This window comes from Streptococcus parasanguinis (assembly GCF_009717775.1).
Taxonomy (GTDB): domain Bacteria; phylum Bacillota; class Bacilli; order Lactobacillales; family Streptococcaceae; genus Streptococcus; species Streptococcus parasanguinis_AG.
Genome location: NZ_WMZF01000001.1, coordinates 782,082 through 798,408, shown reverse-complemented (window position 1 = coordinate 798,408; position 16,327 = coordinate 782,082). Strand labels below are relative to the sequence as shown.

Below are 16,327 nucleotides of genomic sequence, written 5' to 3'. Positions count from 1 at the left end.
AATTACTAGGATTACGTTCAAGTAATACGATGAAGGAGTTTTTATATGTCTAGTGGACTAATTGTTCTCATCTTTATTGTCGCCCTTATCTTGATTGTAGGATATGTGGTTGCAGTCATTTTGAGAAAACGAAACGAGGCCTTACTGGCAGCACTGGAAGAACGAAAAGAAAAGTTATATAACCTTCCGGTCAACGATGAAGTTGAGGCCGTAAAAAACATGCATTTGATTGGTCAAAGTCAAGTTGCATTTCGTGAATGGAATCAAAAATGGGTAGATTTATCCTTAAATTCATTTGCTGATATTGAAAACAATCTGTTTGAGGCGGAAGGCTACAATAATTCTTTCCGTTTCATGAAGGCTAAACAAGCTATTGACAATATCGAAAGTCAGATCCAGTTGATCGACGAAGATATCAAGGCGATTCGCCAAGCCCTTTCAGATCTTGAAGAGCAAGAACAAAAAAATAGCGGACGCGTGGTTCATGCCTTAGATATGTTTGAAGAACTTCAAAAAGAAGTCACTTCAGATCCAGATCGTTATGGCAGTGCGCTTCCTGAAATTGAAAAGCAAATTGGAAATATTCAATCTGAGTTTTCACAATTTGTCACCTTGAATTCTTCAGGTGACCCTGTTGAAGCAGCTGAAATCCTTGATACCGCTGAGAATCATATTGTGGCCTTAAAACAAATTGTTGAGCGAGTGCCAGAAATTGTCACCGATCTTCAGTCAAAACTTCCAGACCAATTAGAGGATTTGGAAAGTGGCTACCGAAAGCTTTTGGAATCTGGCTACCACTTCACTGAAACAGATATTGAATCTCGTTTCCAACAGTTGCATGCTTCCTTGAAGAACAATATGGCAAATGTATCCGCGCTTGAATTGGACAATGCTATTTACGAGAATGAGCAAATTCAAGAGGAAATCGATGCATTGTATCACATCTTTACTCGTGAAATCGAATCACAAAAAGTCGTGAAGAAGTTAGTGAAACAACTGCCTGGCTATTTGAAACACGCAAAAGATAACAATAGCAACCTTGCAGCAGAAGTGGAACGCCTTGGTAAAACATTCGTCTTGAATGAAGCTTTCAGCCAACAGTTAAAAGAGTTGGAAGCTGAGCTATCTTCACAAGAAAATGTGGTAGAAGATGCCTTGAAAGATTCATCTGAAACACAAAAGGCCTATTCTATCGTAGAAGAAGAATTAGAAGCCATCGAGGCTCGCTTGAAAGAAATCGAAGATGAGCAAATCGGCTTGAGTGATTCCCTTTCAAAAGTTGAAAAAGACGATGCCAATGCTCGCCAAAAAGTTAACATCTATGCTAACCGTTTGCATGCCATTAAACGCTATATGGACAAGCGAAACTTGCCAGGAATCCCTCAAGAATTCTTGGAATTATTCTTCACAGCAAGCAACAATACAGAGGCTTTGATGGATGAGTTGGAAGGGGATAAAATCAACATCGAATCAACCAATCGTTTGTTAGATATTTTGACCAATGATATGAATGAATTGGAAGAAGCGACTTATCGAATTGTACAAAATGCTACTTTAACAGAGCAGTTGTTGCAATACTCAAACCGTTACCGTTCATTTGATGATCATGTGCAAGCAGCTTTTGATGAATCCCTTTATATTTTCGAAAGAGAATATGACTATGCAGCTTCCTTTAAGGTCATCTCAGATGCTTTGGAGATGGTAGAAGCTGGAGTGACAGATCGCTTTGTTACTTCGTATGAAAAAACTCGGGAGCAAATTCGCTTCTAATAACAAAAAAACGACTTTTTAGGAGGTCGTTTTTTTTATCTTCAAATGATCATTGAAACTTGAAATTTAAACCCTATTTTTGTATAGTAAGGGAGAAATAAGAAGGGAAAGCGATGAAAGAAGTAACAGGTCTCCTCGTTATGGATGTAGATGGAACTTTGATCCAACAAGAAGGAATTGATTTACTAGCTCAAGAAGCTGGCGTGGGACAAAAAGTAGCAGAGATCACGGCACAAGCAATGAATGGCGAGCTGGATTTTTCAGCATCTTTAGAGGCGCGTGTCGCTTTATTGAAGGGATTAGAGGCCTCTATTTTTCCGAAAATTATAGAGCAGATGGACGTTACACCGGGAGCTAAGATTTTAATCACGGAACTTCATCAAAGAGGTTACAAGGTTGGCCTTGTTTCAGGGGGATTTCATGAAGTCATCGATCCTATCGCGAGGTCTTTAGGAATTGATCTGGTTCGTGCTAATCGTTTGCAGACTTTTGATGGCCGTCTGACAGGGAAAGTGCTCGGAGAGATTGTGACCCCTGAAAGAAAAAAAGACTCTCTCCTGACATGGGCGAGAGAAAATCATATTCCACGAAGTCAGACGATTGCGATGGGAGATGGTGCCAATGATCTTCCCATGATTGAAACAGCCGGAATCGGGATTGCCTTTATGGCAAAGCCGATCGTTGCCGAACGAGCTCCATACCGTATTGAAACGAGGGATCTAAGCCTTGTTCTTGAAATTCTAGACCAGCATAGAAAGGAAACAGCATGCATATCCTACTAGCACCGGATTCATTTAAAGAATCCTTATCCGCCAAACAAGTAGCAGAAGCCTTAAAAAAAGGATTTCAAGAGGCTCTACCAGATGCAACTTTTGACCTCCTTCCCATAGGGGATGGTGGCGAAGGAACCATGGATACACTCGCTGACGTTCTGAATTTAACCAAGAAGCATACTCAGGTAACAGGACCATTTGGGAAGCCTGTTTCAATGGCTTACTACCAAAAAGATGAGATGGCATTTTTTGAGATGGCCTCTCTTGTTGGCTTAGGCTCTATCCCAGCTGAAAAACGCAATCCACTAGAACTAGAGACACGAGGAATTGGTGAACTGATTTTGCAATTGGTTGACCAAGGGGTTAAAACGATCTGTGTGGGGATTGGTGGTTCAGCGACCAATGATGGTGGGATTGGGATGGCAGCCGGACTAGGGGTAGCCTTCTATGATGACCAAGGTCATCTGCTTCGTCCTGTAGGTGCTTCGATCGGTCGTGTTGATAGAATAGATACCAGTGCGGTTCCAAATGCTTTACATGACATCGAGCTCCTGGTCTTAACGGATGTCACCAATCCTCTCTGTGGCAGTCAAGGAGCAACCTATATCTTTAGCGGGCAAAAGGGTTTGAATCCCCTTCTGTTTCCAGCTGTCGACCAGGCTATGCAGGATTTTTACCAGCTAGCAGATGCCCGAATTTTATCCATGGCTGGCGCCGGAGCTGGAGGTGGCATGGCAGCAGGCTTGGTCGCTTTTGCGGGAGGTCAGATTTCCTCAGGAATTGAGAAAAGTTTGGATCTAATCGACTTCGATCGTAAGGCTCAAAAAGCGGATCTGGTCGTCGTGGGAGAAGGTAGGATGGACCTCCAATCTCTGTCTGGAAAAGCTCCTGTCGGGGTAGCCAAAAGAACACCAGAGAAGATCCCAGTGCTTGCTATTTGTGGTAGCTTAGCGGACGATTTGCCAGCATTCCCAAGTCATCATATTGAGGCTGCCTTCTCTATTGTGCCAGGTCCTTGTGAGGTGGCAGATGCACTCACTCATGCTGAAAAAAATCTGATTTCCTGTGCTCGAAATATTGGTAACCTCTTAAAAATGAAAGCAAACTAAAAAACCAATTGAAAAGGAATTTCCTTTTCAATTGGTTCTTTCTTTAGCCAAAGAGGCGTTTCCAAAATGATTTTTTTTCAGGTGCTGTGCTCTCTTCTTTCTTTTCAAACAAATTTGGATACTGGAGGCTGATATCGGTTGGAGAAATTCCAGATGGATGATCAGTATGGATGATGAGACCAAAGGGAGAGTGGCGACAGTCATCTGAAACAATGCTTGCCACAAGACCAAGATCCTTTGTCTTTTTCAAATATTGAAGTTGGCTGCTTTCATCCAAGGCAGGCGAAATCTTGACCAAAACAGGATGAAAGCGATCTGAAATATCAGTGAGGATTGTCGAATACTGCTCCAGGTATATCTTGTCCCTTGCCTCCTCCAAGGTGCATGAAGCAATCACCCGCTCCTCATAAGTCTCCAAAAATCGACGCTGCTCATCCGGATTGAATCGAGTAGGACCAGCAGCTTTTTCTAAAATCGTTTTATTAATATCTGTCATAAGCTTAGTATAGCATAAAGCGCAGTAGAAGAATAGAAGAATGCGAAAAAATTAAATAAGTCGGGAAATGAAAGAAAAAAAGAACGTGGAACCGTTTTCTTGTTAAAAACTTCTCAATTTTCGTAGATTTCCTTGTTTTTTCTTGAAAAAATAGCCTAATTACGATATGATAGAGGAGTAAAAAATATAACTCAATAAGGAGAGTAAGAAATGTCAATTATTACTGATGTTTACGCTCGCGAAGTCCTAGACTCACGCGGTAACCCAACACTTGAAGTAGAAGTTTATACTGAATCAGGTGCTCATGGACGTGGTATGGTTCCATCAGGAGCTTCTACTGGTGAACACGAAGCAGTTGAACTTCGTGACGGTGACAAATCTCGTTACGGTGGTCTTGGAACTCAAAAGGCTGTTGACAACGTAAACAACATTATTGCTGAAGCAATCATCGGCTATGATGTACGTGATCAACAAGCTATCGACCGTGCTATGATCGCTCTTGACGGTACTCCTAACAAAGGTAAATTGGGAGCAAACGCAATCCTTGGTGTGTCTATCGCTGTAGCTCGTGCTGCTGCTGACTACCTTGAAATCCCACTTTACAGCTACCTTGGTGGATTCAACACTAAAGTTCTTCCAACTCCAATGATGAACATCATCAATGGTGGATCTCACTCAGATGCTCCAATCGCTTTCCAAGAATTCATGATCGTACCTGCTGGTGCACCTACATTCAAAGAAGCTCTTCGTTGGGGTGCTGAAATCTTCCACGCACTTAAGAAAATCCTTAAAGGTCGTGGTCTTGAAACAGCCGTTGGTGACGAAGGTGGATTTGCTCCTCGTTTCGACGGAACTGAAGATGGTGTAGAAACTATCATCGCTGCTATCGAAGCTGCTGGTTATGTTCCAGGTAAAGACGTATTTATCGGATTTGACTGTGCATCATCAGAATTCTACGATAAAGAACGCAAAGTTTACGATTACACTAAATTCGAAGGTGAAGGAGCTGCTGTCCGCACTGCTGCTGAACAAATCGACTACCTTGAAGAATTGGTAAACAAATACCCAATCATCACTATCGAAGATGGTATGGACGAAAACGACTGGGACGGTTGGAAAGCTCTTACTGAACGTCTTGGTGGTAAAGTTCAATTGGTTGGTGACGACTTCTTCGTAACAAACACTGACTACCTTTCACGTGGTATCGAAGAAAAATGTGCTAACTCTATCCTTATCAAAGTTAACCAAATTGGTACTCTTACTGAAACATTCGATGCTATCGAAATGGCGAAAGAAGCTGGTTACACTGCCGTTGTATCACACCGTTCAGGTGAAACTGAAGATTCAACAATCGCTGACATCGCAGTTGCAACAAACGCAGGACAAATCAAGACTGGTTCACTTTCACGTACAGACCGTATCGCTAAATACAACCAATTGCTTCGCATCGAAGATCAACTTGGTGAAGTAGCTGAATACCGTGGATTGAAATCATTCTACAACCTTAAGAAATAATCTAGTTTACTAGACTAAAAAGATCCTTGAGTCTTCTCAAGGATCTTTTTTGCGATTGGTATAAACAAAAACTCCTCAACTAAAGCGTTGAGGAGTAGTTCTATTAGAACAAGCCTTTGATTTTGTCCAAGGCACCGCTGACCATTTCATTTCCAGATACAAGCCCTTTGGCTTGTTCAAGGTAGTCACCGAGGTTGTCTTTGTTGTCATCAACAAATTTCTTTGCAGCGTCGAAATCTTTCTTTTCGATCATTTCTTTTACTTGGTTAAATAAGTCCATTGGATTCATGCTTGGATCTCCTAAAATATAAGTTGTGAAGTCAGGCTCACGCCTTTTTATCATCTATTTAATCATTTTTTTAGAGGTTTGACAACTAAAACGACTTAATGAAAAACCGTACAAACAGCCTCTGGAACATAGAAGTCGTGGGATAGAAGGGTTAATTTTCCGCTAGCAGAATCTCGCTTGAAGACGGTGGCATTAGGTGAATCTTGATGGGCTGCGATCAAATAGTTTTGATCAGGACTAAGCGTGAAATCACGTGGATTGAGCCCTTGAGTTGGAACAATTTCAATGAGTTCTAGGCTACCATCAGCCACAACTTTGAAGACAGCGATGGAATTGTGAGCACGGTTAGATGCATAGAGGAATTTCCCATCAGCTGAGAGTTTGATCGCAGAAGCCCATTTTTGACCATCGTAGTCTGATGGAAGTGTGGAAACAGTTTGGAAGTGTTCGAATTCACCCATACCATCATAAAAGAGTACATCGATCGTAGCATTTAATTCATTGATGAGGTAAGCAGTCTTATAGTGGGGATGAAAGACCAGGTGACGAGGTCCTGCCCCTGGGGCTGTTTGATACTGATTGATCAGGGTTAGGTTTCCTTCCTCACTGACATCATAGACATGCAAACTGTCTGTTCCTAGGTCACACGTGATCAGGTACTGATCTGGTGTAAGGTCTGCATAGTGGGTATGTGGACTTGCTTGATTGGCATGAGGACCACTTCCTTGGTGGGTGTCTTGATCGACAAAGGACAAACGTCCATCTGCCTCTAGCTGATATACGAGAACTTGGCCTTTGTGATAGTTGGCTCCATAGACCAGTTGACGCTTGTCATCGACAGAGACATAGCAGAGTGGTGCTCCCTCTTCAACAACGTGATTGAGCGGCTGAAAATCAGCTGTAAAGCTTGCGATTCCTCCTTTTCCTTCTTCAGCTCCGACACTGTAGAGGTTGCCTTTTTCAGAAAAAGCGATATAGGTTGGATTGGGCTCAGCTGCCACTAGTTCAAGTTGGCTCAATGTCCCTGTTTCAGGGTCAAATTGTGCCTTGTAAATTCCTTTGGATTCTTTTTTGGTATAGGTACCGAAATAAATGGTTTGAGACATAGGTCACCTCGTATGATTTGTTAGGTTTATTATATCAAAGGTCCTATTGGAAGGCAATTGCTAGTTGAAAAGGGGAGGGCCTTTCTTTCTTATTTTGCTAGTTTTTTCGTAACTTCAAGCTCAAAAAATGCTAAAATAGAAACAGATTGAAATGAAAAGGAGTTCTCTGTGGATAATAAAGAAAAACAGTTTAGTTTGTCCTGGTTTTTTAGATGGTTTTTAGACAACAAGGCCATTACCGTATTTTTAGTTACCTTGCTGTTGGGCTTGAACCTTTTGGTTTTGAGTAAAATCACCTTTATTTTTATTCCTATTTTTGAGTTTGCAGGAGCTGTCATGCTGCCTGTTATTATCTCTGGTTTGCTCTATTACCTGCTTAACCCCATTGTTGACTTTCTTGAAAGAAAAGGACTCAAGCGGATTTTTGCGATTTCCTTAGTCTTTTTCTTGATTGCAGTGCTTTTAATTTGGGGTCTAGCTGTAGTGATTCCATCCGTCCAACGTCAAGTGGTGAGTTTCTTTCATAACCTGCCAACTTATTTGGAAAAGGCCAATGCAACCATCGATGATTTTCTAGATAATCGCGTCTCTTCAGATATCAAACCCCAATTAGATGAAATCACTAAGGAATTGTCTGCAAACATTACTTCTTGGGCGAGTTCGATCTCTGGGCGGGCTGTCAATTGGGTCAGTAACTTGATTGGAGTGGCTTCGCAAGTTATTGTTGCCTTGATCATCATGCCTTTTATTGTCTTTTATCTTCTTCGAGATGGCAAAAATTTAAAGGGCCACATTGTTCGCTTCTTACCGACTAAAATTCGTAAATCGGCTGAACAGGTTCTCTCAGATGTCAATACCCAACTCTCCAACTACGTTCGAGGGCAAATTACGGTAGCCATTGTCGTCGCTATTATGTTCATCATCTTCTTTAAGATCATTGGCTTGCGCTATGCGGTGACACTTGGGATCTCTGCGGGGATCTTGAATTTGATTCCTTACTTGGGTAGTTTCTTAGCCATGTTACCTGCCTTAGTATTGGGCTTGGTAGCAGGACCAGAGATGTTTATCAAGGTCTTGATTGTATTTGCAGTGGAGCAAACCATTGAAGGACGTTTTGTATCACCTTTGGTTTTGGGAAGCCAGTTAAATATCCATCCGATTACCATTTTATTTGTGCTCTTGACATCAGGATCTATGTTTGGAATCTGGGGAGTTTTCCTTGGAATTCCAGTCTATGCATCTGCTAAGGTGGTGATCGGAGCTATCTTTGAATGGTATAAGGTCGTCAGTGGTTTGTATGAAGAACATAATGAAGTAGAAGAGGAAACACACAGTGAGTCATAGTCAACAAATGGTAGAGGCTCTCGATCGGCAAGAGCTAGAAGAGGCAGAAGTTCAATTTCAACAGGCTTTGTTAGAAGATAGTGAAGCACAATTATTGGATTTAGGTCAATATCTTGAAAGTATCGGTTTTTACCCTCAGGCAAAGGAGATCTATGAACAGATTGCAGAAACCTATCCAGAAGTGTATCTAAGTTTGGCAACTATCCTTGCAGAGGAAGGTCAAATGGAAGAGGCCTTTGCTTATTTAGAAGAAATTGAGCAAGACTCTAACTGGTATGTGGCCAGTCTCTTGGTTAAGGCTGATCTCTATCAGATGGAAGGCCTAGCAGATGTGGCGCGTGAAAAATTAGTTGAAGCAGCCCGTCTGTCTGATGATCCCATCATTCAATTAGGGCTAGCTGAAATTGATCTGGAATTGGAACGCTACCAAGAGGCTATCCAAGAGTATGCCCAGTTGGACAATCGGGAGATTTTGGAAGCAACAGGAATTTCCACCTATCAACGAATTGGTTTTGCCTATGCCAATCTTGGTAAGTTTGAAGCAGCTGTTCCTTTCTTAGAGAAAGCTCTGGAGATTGAGTTTGATGACCAGATTGCTTACGAATTAGCGACCCTATTGTCTGACCAAGAAGAATTCCAAAAAGCCTTGATCTACTACAAACAAATTGATACCTTGTCGCCTGATTTTGAGGGCTATGAGTATGGTTATGCCTTGGCTTTACAGGCTGAAAATGACCGTGAAAAAGCACTTAAGATTGCTAAACAAGGGATCCAGAAGAATCCCTTTGATGCCCAATTGAAGCTCCTTGCTTCTCAGCTTTCTTATGAACTTCACCAGCCTGAACAGGCAGAAGCTTATCTATTAGAGGCTAAAGAAGTGGCAGATGATCTCGAAGAGATTGCTCTTCGCCTGACCACCCTTTATTTGGAACAGGAACGCTTTGACCAAGTCTTGGATTGGCAAAATGAAGAAGTCGAAACGGTTGTCACCCGTTGGAACATTGCCCGTGCTTTGGCTGCCTTGGAGAAAACAGAAGAGGCCGTCTCAGCCTACCAAGAGCTCTATGAGGATTTAAAGGACAACCCAGAATTCCTCGAAGCCTATGTTTATTTGTTGCGTGAGGCTGGAGATGTGTCTAAGGCGCGTGAAGTGGCTAATCAGTATTTGGCGATCGTACCAGACGATGTGCAGATGCAAACACTCTATGATAGCCTCTAATCAAAACCATATCGTGAAGATTCGGAATAGTTTGTGGTATACTGGTAGAAGATAGAATGAGGAGAGAAAAACATGGAACCAGTGAAACTTTTTCAATACAATACCTTAGGTGCCCTAATGGCTGGTCTGTACGGGGGTTCATTTACGATTGGAGAACTCTTGGAACACGGAGATCTAGGAGTTGGGACGCTTGATTCTATTGATGGAGAGTTGATCGTATTAGATGGTAAGGCATATCAGGCCAAGGGATCAGGGGATCATCCTGAAATAGTCGAAGTTTCTCCGGATGCCAAGGTTCCTTATGCAGCAGTTGTTCCTCACCAAGCAGAAGTCATTTTCCGCCAACGCTTTGAAATGACGGACGAGGAATTGGAAGCCCGTATCGAGTCTTATTATGATGGGGAAAATCTTTTCCGCTCCATTAAGATTCGTGGCGACTTTGCCAAGATGCATGTCCGTATGATTCCAAAATCCACACCAGAGATGAAGTTTGCAGAGGTTGCAACCCATCAGCCAGAGTATACACGGGAAAATGTCACTGGAACTATTGTCGGTTTTTGGACACCCGAAATTTTCCATGGCGTGAGTGTGGCTGGTTATCATTTGCACTTTATCTCAGATGACCACACCTTTGGTGGCCATGTCATGGATTTTGTCATCACAGAAGGGATTGTAGAGGTGGGGGCCATCGATCAGCTGGATCAACGTTTCCCAGTTCAAGACCGTCAGTACCTCTTTGCCAAATTCAATGTTGATGAGGTCAAAGAAGACATCCATAAAGCAGAATAAAAAGGTTGAGCGAAGCTCAACCTTTTAGAATGTAGACAAACTGTTCTAAGTATGCTGAAAAATAAAATGAGGTATACTTTTAGGCTCATTCAACATATATTGAAACTTTCCGCCGTGAGAAAAGTGCTTGAAATATAATCATTTCAAGCACTCGGGAGTTTTGAGACTTTAGGCTCAAAACTAAGTCATGGAACTTCTTCGAAGTTCGCTGACGTCCGTTCTCACCTAAGGAAAGTTTCTTAAATAACATTATCTTCAACACGAAAGGTTGAGCGTTGCTCAACCTTTTATTTTTGAAATCAGTCTGTTAGTTTCATGGCTTTGATTTTTTCTTCTTCTGGGGTGACCCGCAGAGTCTTCTGGCCGGTGTAGGTGACAAAGCCGGGCTTTCCACCAGTTGGTTTATTGAGTTTCTTAGCTTCGATCATATCTACTTGGACCAAGTTTGAGAGACGGGCCTTGGAATAGTAGGCGGCCAATTCTGCAGCGTCGGTTTTCACTTCATCTGTTGGATCGAGATTTCCTGTAATGACGACGTGGCTTCCCGGGATATCCTTGGCATGGAACCAGAGTTCATCTTTCTTAGCGATCTTAAAGGTCAGTTCATCGTTTTGCAGATTATTGCGACCCACTAAAATGATGGTTTTTCCATCACTAGCCAGGTATTTTTCTGGTTTTTTCCGTTTATGAATTTTTTCGCGGTTGCGCCGTTTGATAAAGCCGGTCTGGATTAGCTCTTCTCGAATCTCTGCCACCTCAGCCAGACTCGCTTGAGAAAGGGCTGTTTCAACCGTTTCAAGATAAGAAATGGTTTCCTTGGTTTCTTGAATGAGGATGGTCAAATGTTTGACGGCTTCTTTTAACTTCTGGTAGCGTTTAAAGTAGCGTTGGGCATTTTGATTGGGGGTCAGGGCCTTGTTGAGTTGGATGGTGATCGGTTCATTGGTATAGTAATTATCCAAAACAACCTGGTCTTGGTCGTTTGGTACCTGATGGAGGAAGGTGGTCAGTAATTCTCCTTTTTGGCGGAATTCTTCCGCATTGTCGGTCGCCGCTAACTCAGCTTCTTGTTTGGCTAATTTTTTTCGGTTCTTTTCAAGATCGTTTTCAACCTTGCGGATTAATTCACTGGCCTGTTGTTGCACCCGATCGCGCTCAGCCTTGTCTCGATAATAGTCATCCAGCAGATCAGAAAGTGTTTCAAAGGTTTGACTGGTCGCATCCTCAAAGGGGATAGCCGAGAAGGATTTGGTCGTTAGGCGTGGCTCAGTTGGAGCTTGGAAAAAGGCACGGAAGGTTTTTAATTTTTCATCCGTCTCAAGTCGCTTGGCCAATTCTTGAGACGTATCTCGCCCCAAACCTTGGAAACATTTTTGAAGGTTCTTTGGGCTTAACTCTTCTTTGTGAAGAAGGGCAAAAAGGGCTTCATCTCCAATTGTAAAAGGATTAACCGCGTCTGTTTTCGGAGGGGCTACATAGATTGATCCAGGAAGAATGGTCCGGTAGCTATTTTGTGAGAAGCCGACATGTTTGATGGCCTCGATGATTTTATTGCTGGTCCGGTCTAGGAGAATAATATTACTGTGCTTGCCCATGATTTCGATCATTAAGCTGACAGAAATGGCATCTCCAATTTCGTTTTTATTGGAGACACGGATTTCGAGAATCCGGTCGTTCTCCAATTGCTCAATCCCTTCGATGACAGCGCCTTGAAGATATTTACGCATGACCATAATAAAGGTATTAGGAAAGGCAGGATTTTCAAAGTTGGTTTGGGTCCGTTGGATCCGTCCGAAAACAGAATGGGCAGAGAGTAAGAGTTTTTGGTTTTTCCGATTGCCTCGGATTTGGAGTACCAATTCTTGCTCGAAAGGTTGATTAATTTTTTGAATGCGACCACTTAAGAGTTCGGCCTTCAATTCTTGCACCATATGGTGTAAAAAAAATCCATCAAAAGACATGGGATTCCTCATCATTCTAGCTGTTATTCTAGTAAATTATATCAAAAATAGAGCGGAAATCCCAGAAAGAAGCAAGGGGATGTAATATAGAAAATGCGAACGTTTCCAAAAAAATACTGAAAAAGTATTGACTTTTTTGAAAGAAAGCTTTAAAATGTAAGAAATTAGAAAAGTAGTAAATGAAAGTTTCAAGAGAGCCCACGGTTGCTGAGAGTGGGTAGCGGCAGTTTATGAAATTGGACTAATGATGAGATGAATTTGAAACAATAAAAATTCGGTTGGCACACCTTATCGTGCAACTTGTTGCTAGACAAGACAGAGATATGGGGGGAGACTATCCTTTTCCCATAAGTGAGGTGGCACCGCGATGACACGTCCTCACATAGCTTTTGCTATGTGTGGGCGTGTTTTTTGTTTTAGATGAGAAGGGAGAAAAGATATGAAGAAACGATGGCGTCGCATTCTTTAGAGGATGAAAAATAGAAGAAAATGAAAAAATAGAAGAGGTAGTAAAATGAAAAATAAACGGTTAATGGGAATTATTGGTTTGATTGCAGCAGCAGTCATTGGGACAGCGATCTATTCAGCTACAGCTGGTAAGGACAACAAGGCAGCAACTAGCAATGAAAAGGCAAAAGTTGGGGTCTTGCAGTTGGTCAGCCACCCTTCGCTTGATTTGATCTACAAGGGGATTCAAGATGGTCTAGCTGAAGAAGGCTATGACAAGGACAAAGTGGACATTGATTTCCTCAATGCAGAAGGGGACCAAAACAAGGTTGCAACTATGAGTAAGCAATTGGCAGAAAAAGATAATCAAGTCTTGATTGGGATTGCAACCCCATCTGCTCAAGGTTTGGCTAGTGCAACCAAAGACAAACCAATTGTCATGGGTGCTGTAACCGATCCAGTCGGTGCAAACTTGGTCAAAGATTTGAAAAAACCAGGTGGCAATATCACTGGGGTATCTGACCACAATCCTACTGAGCAACAGTTGAAATTGATCAAAGAGTTGACTCCAAACGTAAAAACAATCGGGGTTCTTTACTCAACCAGTGAAGACAATTCTAAATCTCAAGTAGAAGAATTTACAAAATTGGCTGAAAAAGCAGGCTACAAGGTGGTTCCGTATTCAGTTCCTTCTACAAACGAAATTGCTTCAACAGTATCGGTTATGTCAGGTAAAGTGGATGCTATCTGGGTTCCAATCGACAATACCATCGCATCAGCATTCTCAACTGTTGTTGAAGCCAATAAAGATGCTAAAAAACCAATCTTCCCAAGTGCGACAGCCATGGTAGAAGCTGGTGGCCTTGGTTCAGTCGTTGTCGACCAACATGATCTTGGGGTAGCAACTGGTAAAATGGCTGCGAAGATCTTGAAAGGTCAAAAACCTGCAGACACACCTGTTGAAATCTTTAGCCAAGGAAAATCTGTCATCAATAAAAAAGTCGCAGATGAATTGGGCATTACTATTCCAGAATCTGTCTTGAAAGATGCTGGACAAGTCATTAAATAAAAAGGAAACGAATCACAAGAGTAGCAGGAGAATTTGGCTTTGATAGGTCTTTTAATCGGGACCTTTGAGGAGAAAGAAATGAAAGTCAAGCTAACGGACCTTCATCCGACCCAACTATACTTATCAGAAAAGAAGTTACAAGCTATCCAGATGCTTGATCAGTCGGCAGAAATCATCAATATGGATCCAATTAGTATTCTTACATTTGGAAATCGCTTCTTGATTACAGACGGGCATCACAGGGCTTATCAGGCTTTGTTGGCGGGTCAAGATACTATTTCTGCTGAGTTTGATAGAGATGGTGGCGATGACTTGTATGCTCTCTATGCGCAAGCTTGCGAGGAAAGAAAGATAGACTCTGTCTTGGATTTAAAAAATCGTATCTTACCTCAAGATGAGTATGAAGCAAAATGGTATAACTGGTGTGATGGTTTTAACCAAGCAGCAACTCTTCTATTGAAAAGGAATGCAGATGAAACCGACCAGGCAAATAGATAATGCATTACGTCCTGTTCCTTCTTCTATTGAAATTAGTCTCATCTAACTTGTTTTTTAACTAAAAATCTGATAAACTAGATAGTAATTGAATAGAAATCTGCAAGACTAGTACCTCAAGGGAAGTGCGACAGGGAGAAGAGCCGTGACTGAAAGCTCTTTGCATGAAAGCTGGGTGAATTCACTTGCGCAAGGATTTAGAAATTAAGGTCTGGTTTACAGATAAAAAACGGATGGTACCGCGTGTCAACGCTCCGATTAGGAGAAGGCACGCGGTTTTTTTCTATGTCTGTAGGTGGACCATGATGGAGGAAATATGTCAACGATTGAAGAACAACTAAAAGCGCTTCGAGAAGAAACGCTGGCAGCCTTGAAGCAGATCTCTGCTGAAAATAAAAAAGAGATGCAAGAACTACGGGTCTCTGTTCTTGGGAAGAAAGGATCTCTGACGGAAATTCTTAAAGGGATGAAGGATGTCTCTGCTGAGATGCGTCCGGTTATTGGAAAACACGTCAATGAAGCCCGTGATGTCTTGACGGCTGCCTTTGAAGAATCAGCCAAACTCTTGGAAGAAAAGAAAGTCCAAGCTAAACTAGCTAGCGAAAGCATCGATGTGACCCTTCCAGGTCGTCCAGTTGCTAGTGGTTACCGTCATATTTTGACCCAAACCAGTGAAGAAATCGAAGATATCTTTATCGGGATGGGGTATCAAGTCGTTGACGGCTTTGAAGTGGAGCAAGACTATTATAACTTTGAACGGATGAATCTGCCTAAAGATCACCCAGCGCGGGATATGCAGGATACCTTCTATATCACAGAAGAAATCTTGCTTCGGACCCATACTTCACCTGTACAGGCGCGGGCTATGGATGCGCATGACTTTAGCAAGGGACCATTGAAGATGATCTCTCCAGGGCGGGTTTTCCGTCGGGATACGGATGATGCGACCCACAGCCACCAATTCCATCAAATCGAAGGCTTGGTCGTTGGGAAAAGCATTTCTATGGCCGACCTTCAAGGAACGCTTCAATTGATCGTGCAAAAGATGTTTGGTGCAGAACGTCAAATCCGTTTGCGTCCTTCTTACTTCCCATTCACTGAGCCATCTGTTGAGGTCGATGTCTCTTGCTTCAAATGTGGTGGAGCGGGATGTAACGTATGTAAGAAAACTGGTTGGATTGAAATCATGGGAGCCGGTATGGTTCACCCACGGGTCCTTGAGATGAGTGGGATTGATCCAACAATCTATTCAGGATTTGCCTTTGGACTTGGTCAAGAGCGTGTGGCCATGCTTCGTTACGGAATCAATGATATCCGTGGCTTCTATCAAGGAGATGTTCGCTTCTCAGAACAGTTTAAATAATCATGTTAGTTAGAGTAAAAATCGATCAATTAGAGACCTTACGTGACCTAGAAGTGGAAACCTATGGGGATACCTTTGGTCCCTATATTGTTGAGGAAGATTTGGAAGATTACTTCTCTACTGTGCTCTCTTTGGAGCAAATCGAGAAGGATCTGCTAGATCCAGAATCTGAAACCTATTTTGTCCTCAATGAAGATCAAGAAATCTGTGGTTTTCTCAAGATCAACTGGGGTCAGGCGCAGACCGAGCCAGTAGAGATGGATAAGTCCTTTGAGATCCAACGGATCTATGTCAAGAAGGAATGTCAAGGGGCTGGTTTCGGCAAGGAAATGTTTACCTTTGCGCTGGATCAAGCCAAGAGTCGTGGCTTTGAGTGGGCTTGGCTAGGTGTATGGGAACGCAACTTTAAGGCGCAAGATTTTTACTACCGCTTTGGATTTGAACGATTTAGTGAACACCAGTATATCACCGGAGATACCGTGGATACAGACTGGTTGTTGCGCAAGCATTTGAAGGATAATCCGTAAGCTTAATTGTGGGTTCAAATTGAGAGAAAGGAATTGAGAAGATCTCACCTAGTGG

General features: G+C 42.3%; 15 protein-coding genes and 1 other annotated feature. Of the genes, 11 read left to right on the top strand and 4 right to left on the bottom strand.

The window, feature by feature from the left end; all coding sequences use genetic code 11:
• Nucleotides 1-45 precede the first annotated feature (45 nt).
• From ezrA to GMC92_RS04065, 3 genes are all read left to right on the top strand, one after another.
• Nucleotides 46-1,770, top strand: coding sequence for a septation ring formation regulator EzrA (ezrA, locus tag GMC92_RS04075; RefSeq protein WP_155199801.1), 1,725 nt, complete (start codon nucleotides 46-48; stop codon nucleotides 1,768-1,770).
• Between the two features lie 113 nt (nucleotides 1,771-1,883).
• On the top strand, nucleotides 1,884-2,552 hold the full coding sequence (gene serB, locus GMC92_RS04070) for a phosphoserine phosphatase SerB (protein ID WP_155199800.1): 669 nt from the start codon (nucleotides 1,884-1,886) through the stop codon (nucleotides 2,550-2,552).
• A complete protein-coding gene (locus tag GMC92_RS04065; RefSeq protein WP_155199799.1) occupies nucleotides 2,537-3,652 on the top strand; it encodes a glycerate kinase in 1,116 nt (371 codons plus the stop codon). The genes serB and GMC92_RS04065 overlap by 16 nt, the downstream gene beginning before the upstream one ends.
• Nucleotides 3,653-3,695: 43 nt before the next feature.
• On the opposite strand, the gene GMC92_RS04060 is transcribed toward GMC92_RS04065, so the two are convergent.
• The gene (locus tag GMC92_RS04060) at nucleotides 3,696-4,148 is read right to left on the bottom strand and encodes a DUF1694 domain-containing protein (protein WP_155199798.1); all 453 of its coding nucleotides are present in this window, start codon (nucleotides 4,146-4,148) and stop codon (nucleotides 3,696-3,698) included.
• 210 nt (nucleotides 4,149-4,358) lie between these two features.
• Between GMC92_RS04060 and eno the strand changes: the two genes are divergently transcribed.
• On the top strand, nucleotides 4,359-5,663 hold the full coding sequence (eno, locus tag GMC92_RS04055) for a surface-displayed alpha-enolase (RefSeq protein ID WP_021153554.1): 1,305 nt from the start codon (nucleotides 4,359-4,361) through the stop codon (nucleotides 5,661-5,663).
• A gap of 103 nt (nucleotides 5,664-5,766) precedes the next feature.
• Here the strand turns inward: eno and GMC92_RS04050 are convergent, their stop codons facing one another.
• Complete coding sequence (locus GMC92_RS04050; protein ID WP_009731358.1) at nucleotides 5,767-5,952, bottom strand: hypothetical protein; 186 nt, start codon at nucleotides 5,950-5,952, stop codon at nucleotides 5,767-5,769.
• Nucleotides 5,953-6,047: 95 nt separating this feature from the next.
• Nucleotides 6,048-7,058 (bottom strand): lactonase family protein, encoded by a 1,011-nt coding sequence (locus GMC92_RS04045; protein WP_155199797.1) that lies wholly within the window; start codon nucleotides 7,056-7,058, stop codon nucleotides 6,048-6,050.
• Between the two features lie 168 nt (nucleotides 7,059-7,226).
• Here GMC92_RS04045 and GMC92_RS04040 point away from each other — a divergent pair, with 168 nt between their 5' ends.
• From GMC92_RS04040 to budA, 3 genes are all read left to right on the top strand, one after another.
• The gene (locus GMC92_RS04040) at nucleotides 7,227-8,402 is read left to right on the top strand and encodes an AI-2E family transporter (RefSeq protein WP_070506531.1); all 1,176 of its coding nucleotides are present in this window, start codon (nucleotides 7,227-7,229) and stop codon (nucleotides 8,400-8,402) included.
• Nucleotides 8,392-9,621, top strand: coding sequence for a tetratricopeptide repeat protein (locus GMC92_RS04035; protein WP_129824082.1), 1,230 nt, complete (start codon nucleotides 8,392-8,394; stop codon nucleotides 9,619-9,621). The genes GMC92_RS04040 and GMC92_RS04035 overlap by 11 nt, the downstream gene beginning before the upstream one ends.
• Nucleotides 9,622-9,693: 72 nt before the next feature.
• Nucleotides 9,694-10,410 (top strand): acetolactate decarboxylase, encoded by a 717-nt coding sequence (gene budA / locus GMC92_RS04030; RefSeq protein WP_049491069.1) that lies wholly within the window; start codon nucleotides 9,694-9,696, stop codon nucleotides 10,408-10,410.
• 299 nt (nucleotides 10,411-10,709) lie between these two features.
• Here the strand turns inward: budA and GMC92_RS04025 are convergent, their stop codons facing one another.
• Entirely contained in the window at nucleotides 10,710-12,371 is a 1,662-nt protein-coding gene (locus GMC92_RS04025) for an Rqc2 family fibronectin-binding protein (protein ID WP_031574530.1), read from the bottom strand.
• Nucleotides 12,372-12,521: 150 nt separating this feature from the next.
• Nucleotides 12,522-12,754: a binding site (T-box leader), on the top strand.
• 131 nt (nucleotides 12,755-12,885) lie between these two features.
• Between GMC92_RS04025 and trpX the strand changes: the two genes are divergently transcribed.
• The 4 genes from trpX (at nucleotide 12,886) to GMC92_RS04005 (ending at nucleotide 16,272) form a co-directional block, all read left to right on the top strand.
• On the top strand, nucleotides 12,886-13,887 hold the full coding sequence (trpX, locus tag GMC92_RS04020) for a tryptophan ABC transporter substrate-binding protein (protein WP_031574527.1): 1,002 nt from the start codon (nucleotides 12,886-12,888) through the stop codon (nucleotides 13,885-13,887).
• 78 nt (nucleotides 13,888-13,965) lie between these two features.
• Nucleotides 13,966-14,385, top strand: a complete 420-nt coding sequence (locus GMC92_RS04015) for a chromosome partitioning protein ParB (RefSeq protein ID WP_129824083.1) — start codon at nucleotides 13,966-13,968, stop codon at nucleotides 14,383-14,385.
• 313 nt (nucleotides 14,386-14,698) lie between these two features.
• A complete protein-coding gene (gene pheS, locus GMC92_RS04010; RefSeq protein ID WP_031574521.1) occupies nucleotides 14,699-15,745 on the top strand; it encodes a phenylalanine--tRNA ligase subunit alpha in 1,047 nt (348 codons plus the stop codon).
• Between the two features lie 2 nt (nucleotides 15,746-15,747).
• The gene (locus GMC92_RS04005; RefSeq protein WP_031574518.1) at nucleotides 15,748-16,272 is read left to right on the top strand and encodes a GNAT family N-acetyltransferase; all 525 of its coding nucleotides are present in this window, start codon (nucleotides 15,748-15,750) and stop codon (nucleotides 16,270-16,272) included.
• Nucleotides 16,273-16,327 lie beyond the last annotated feature (55 nt).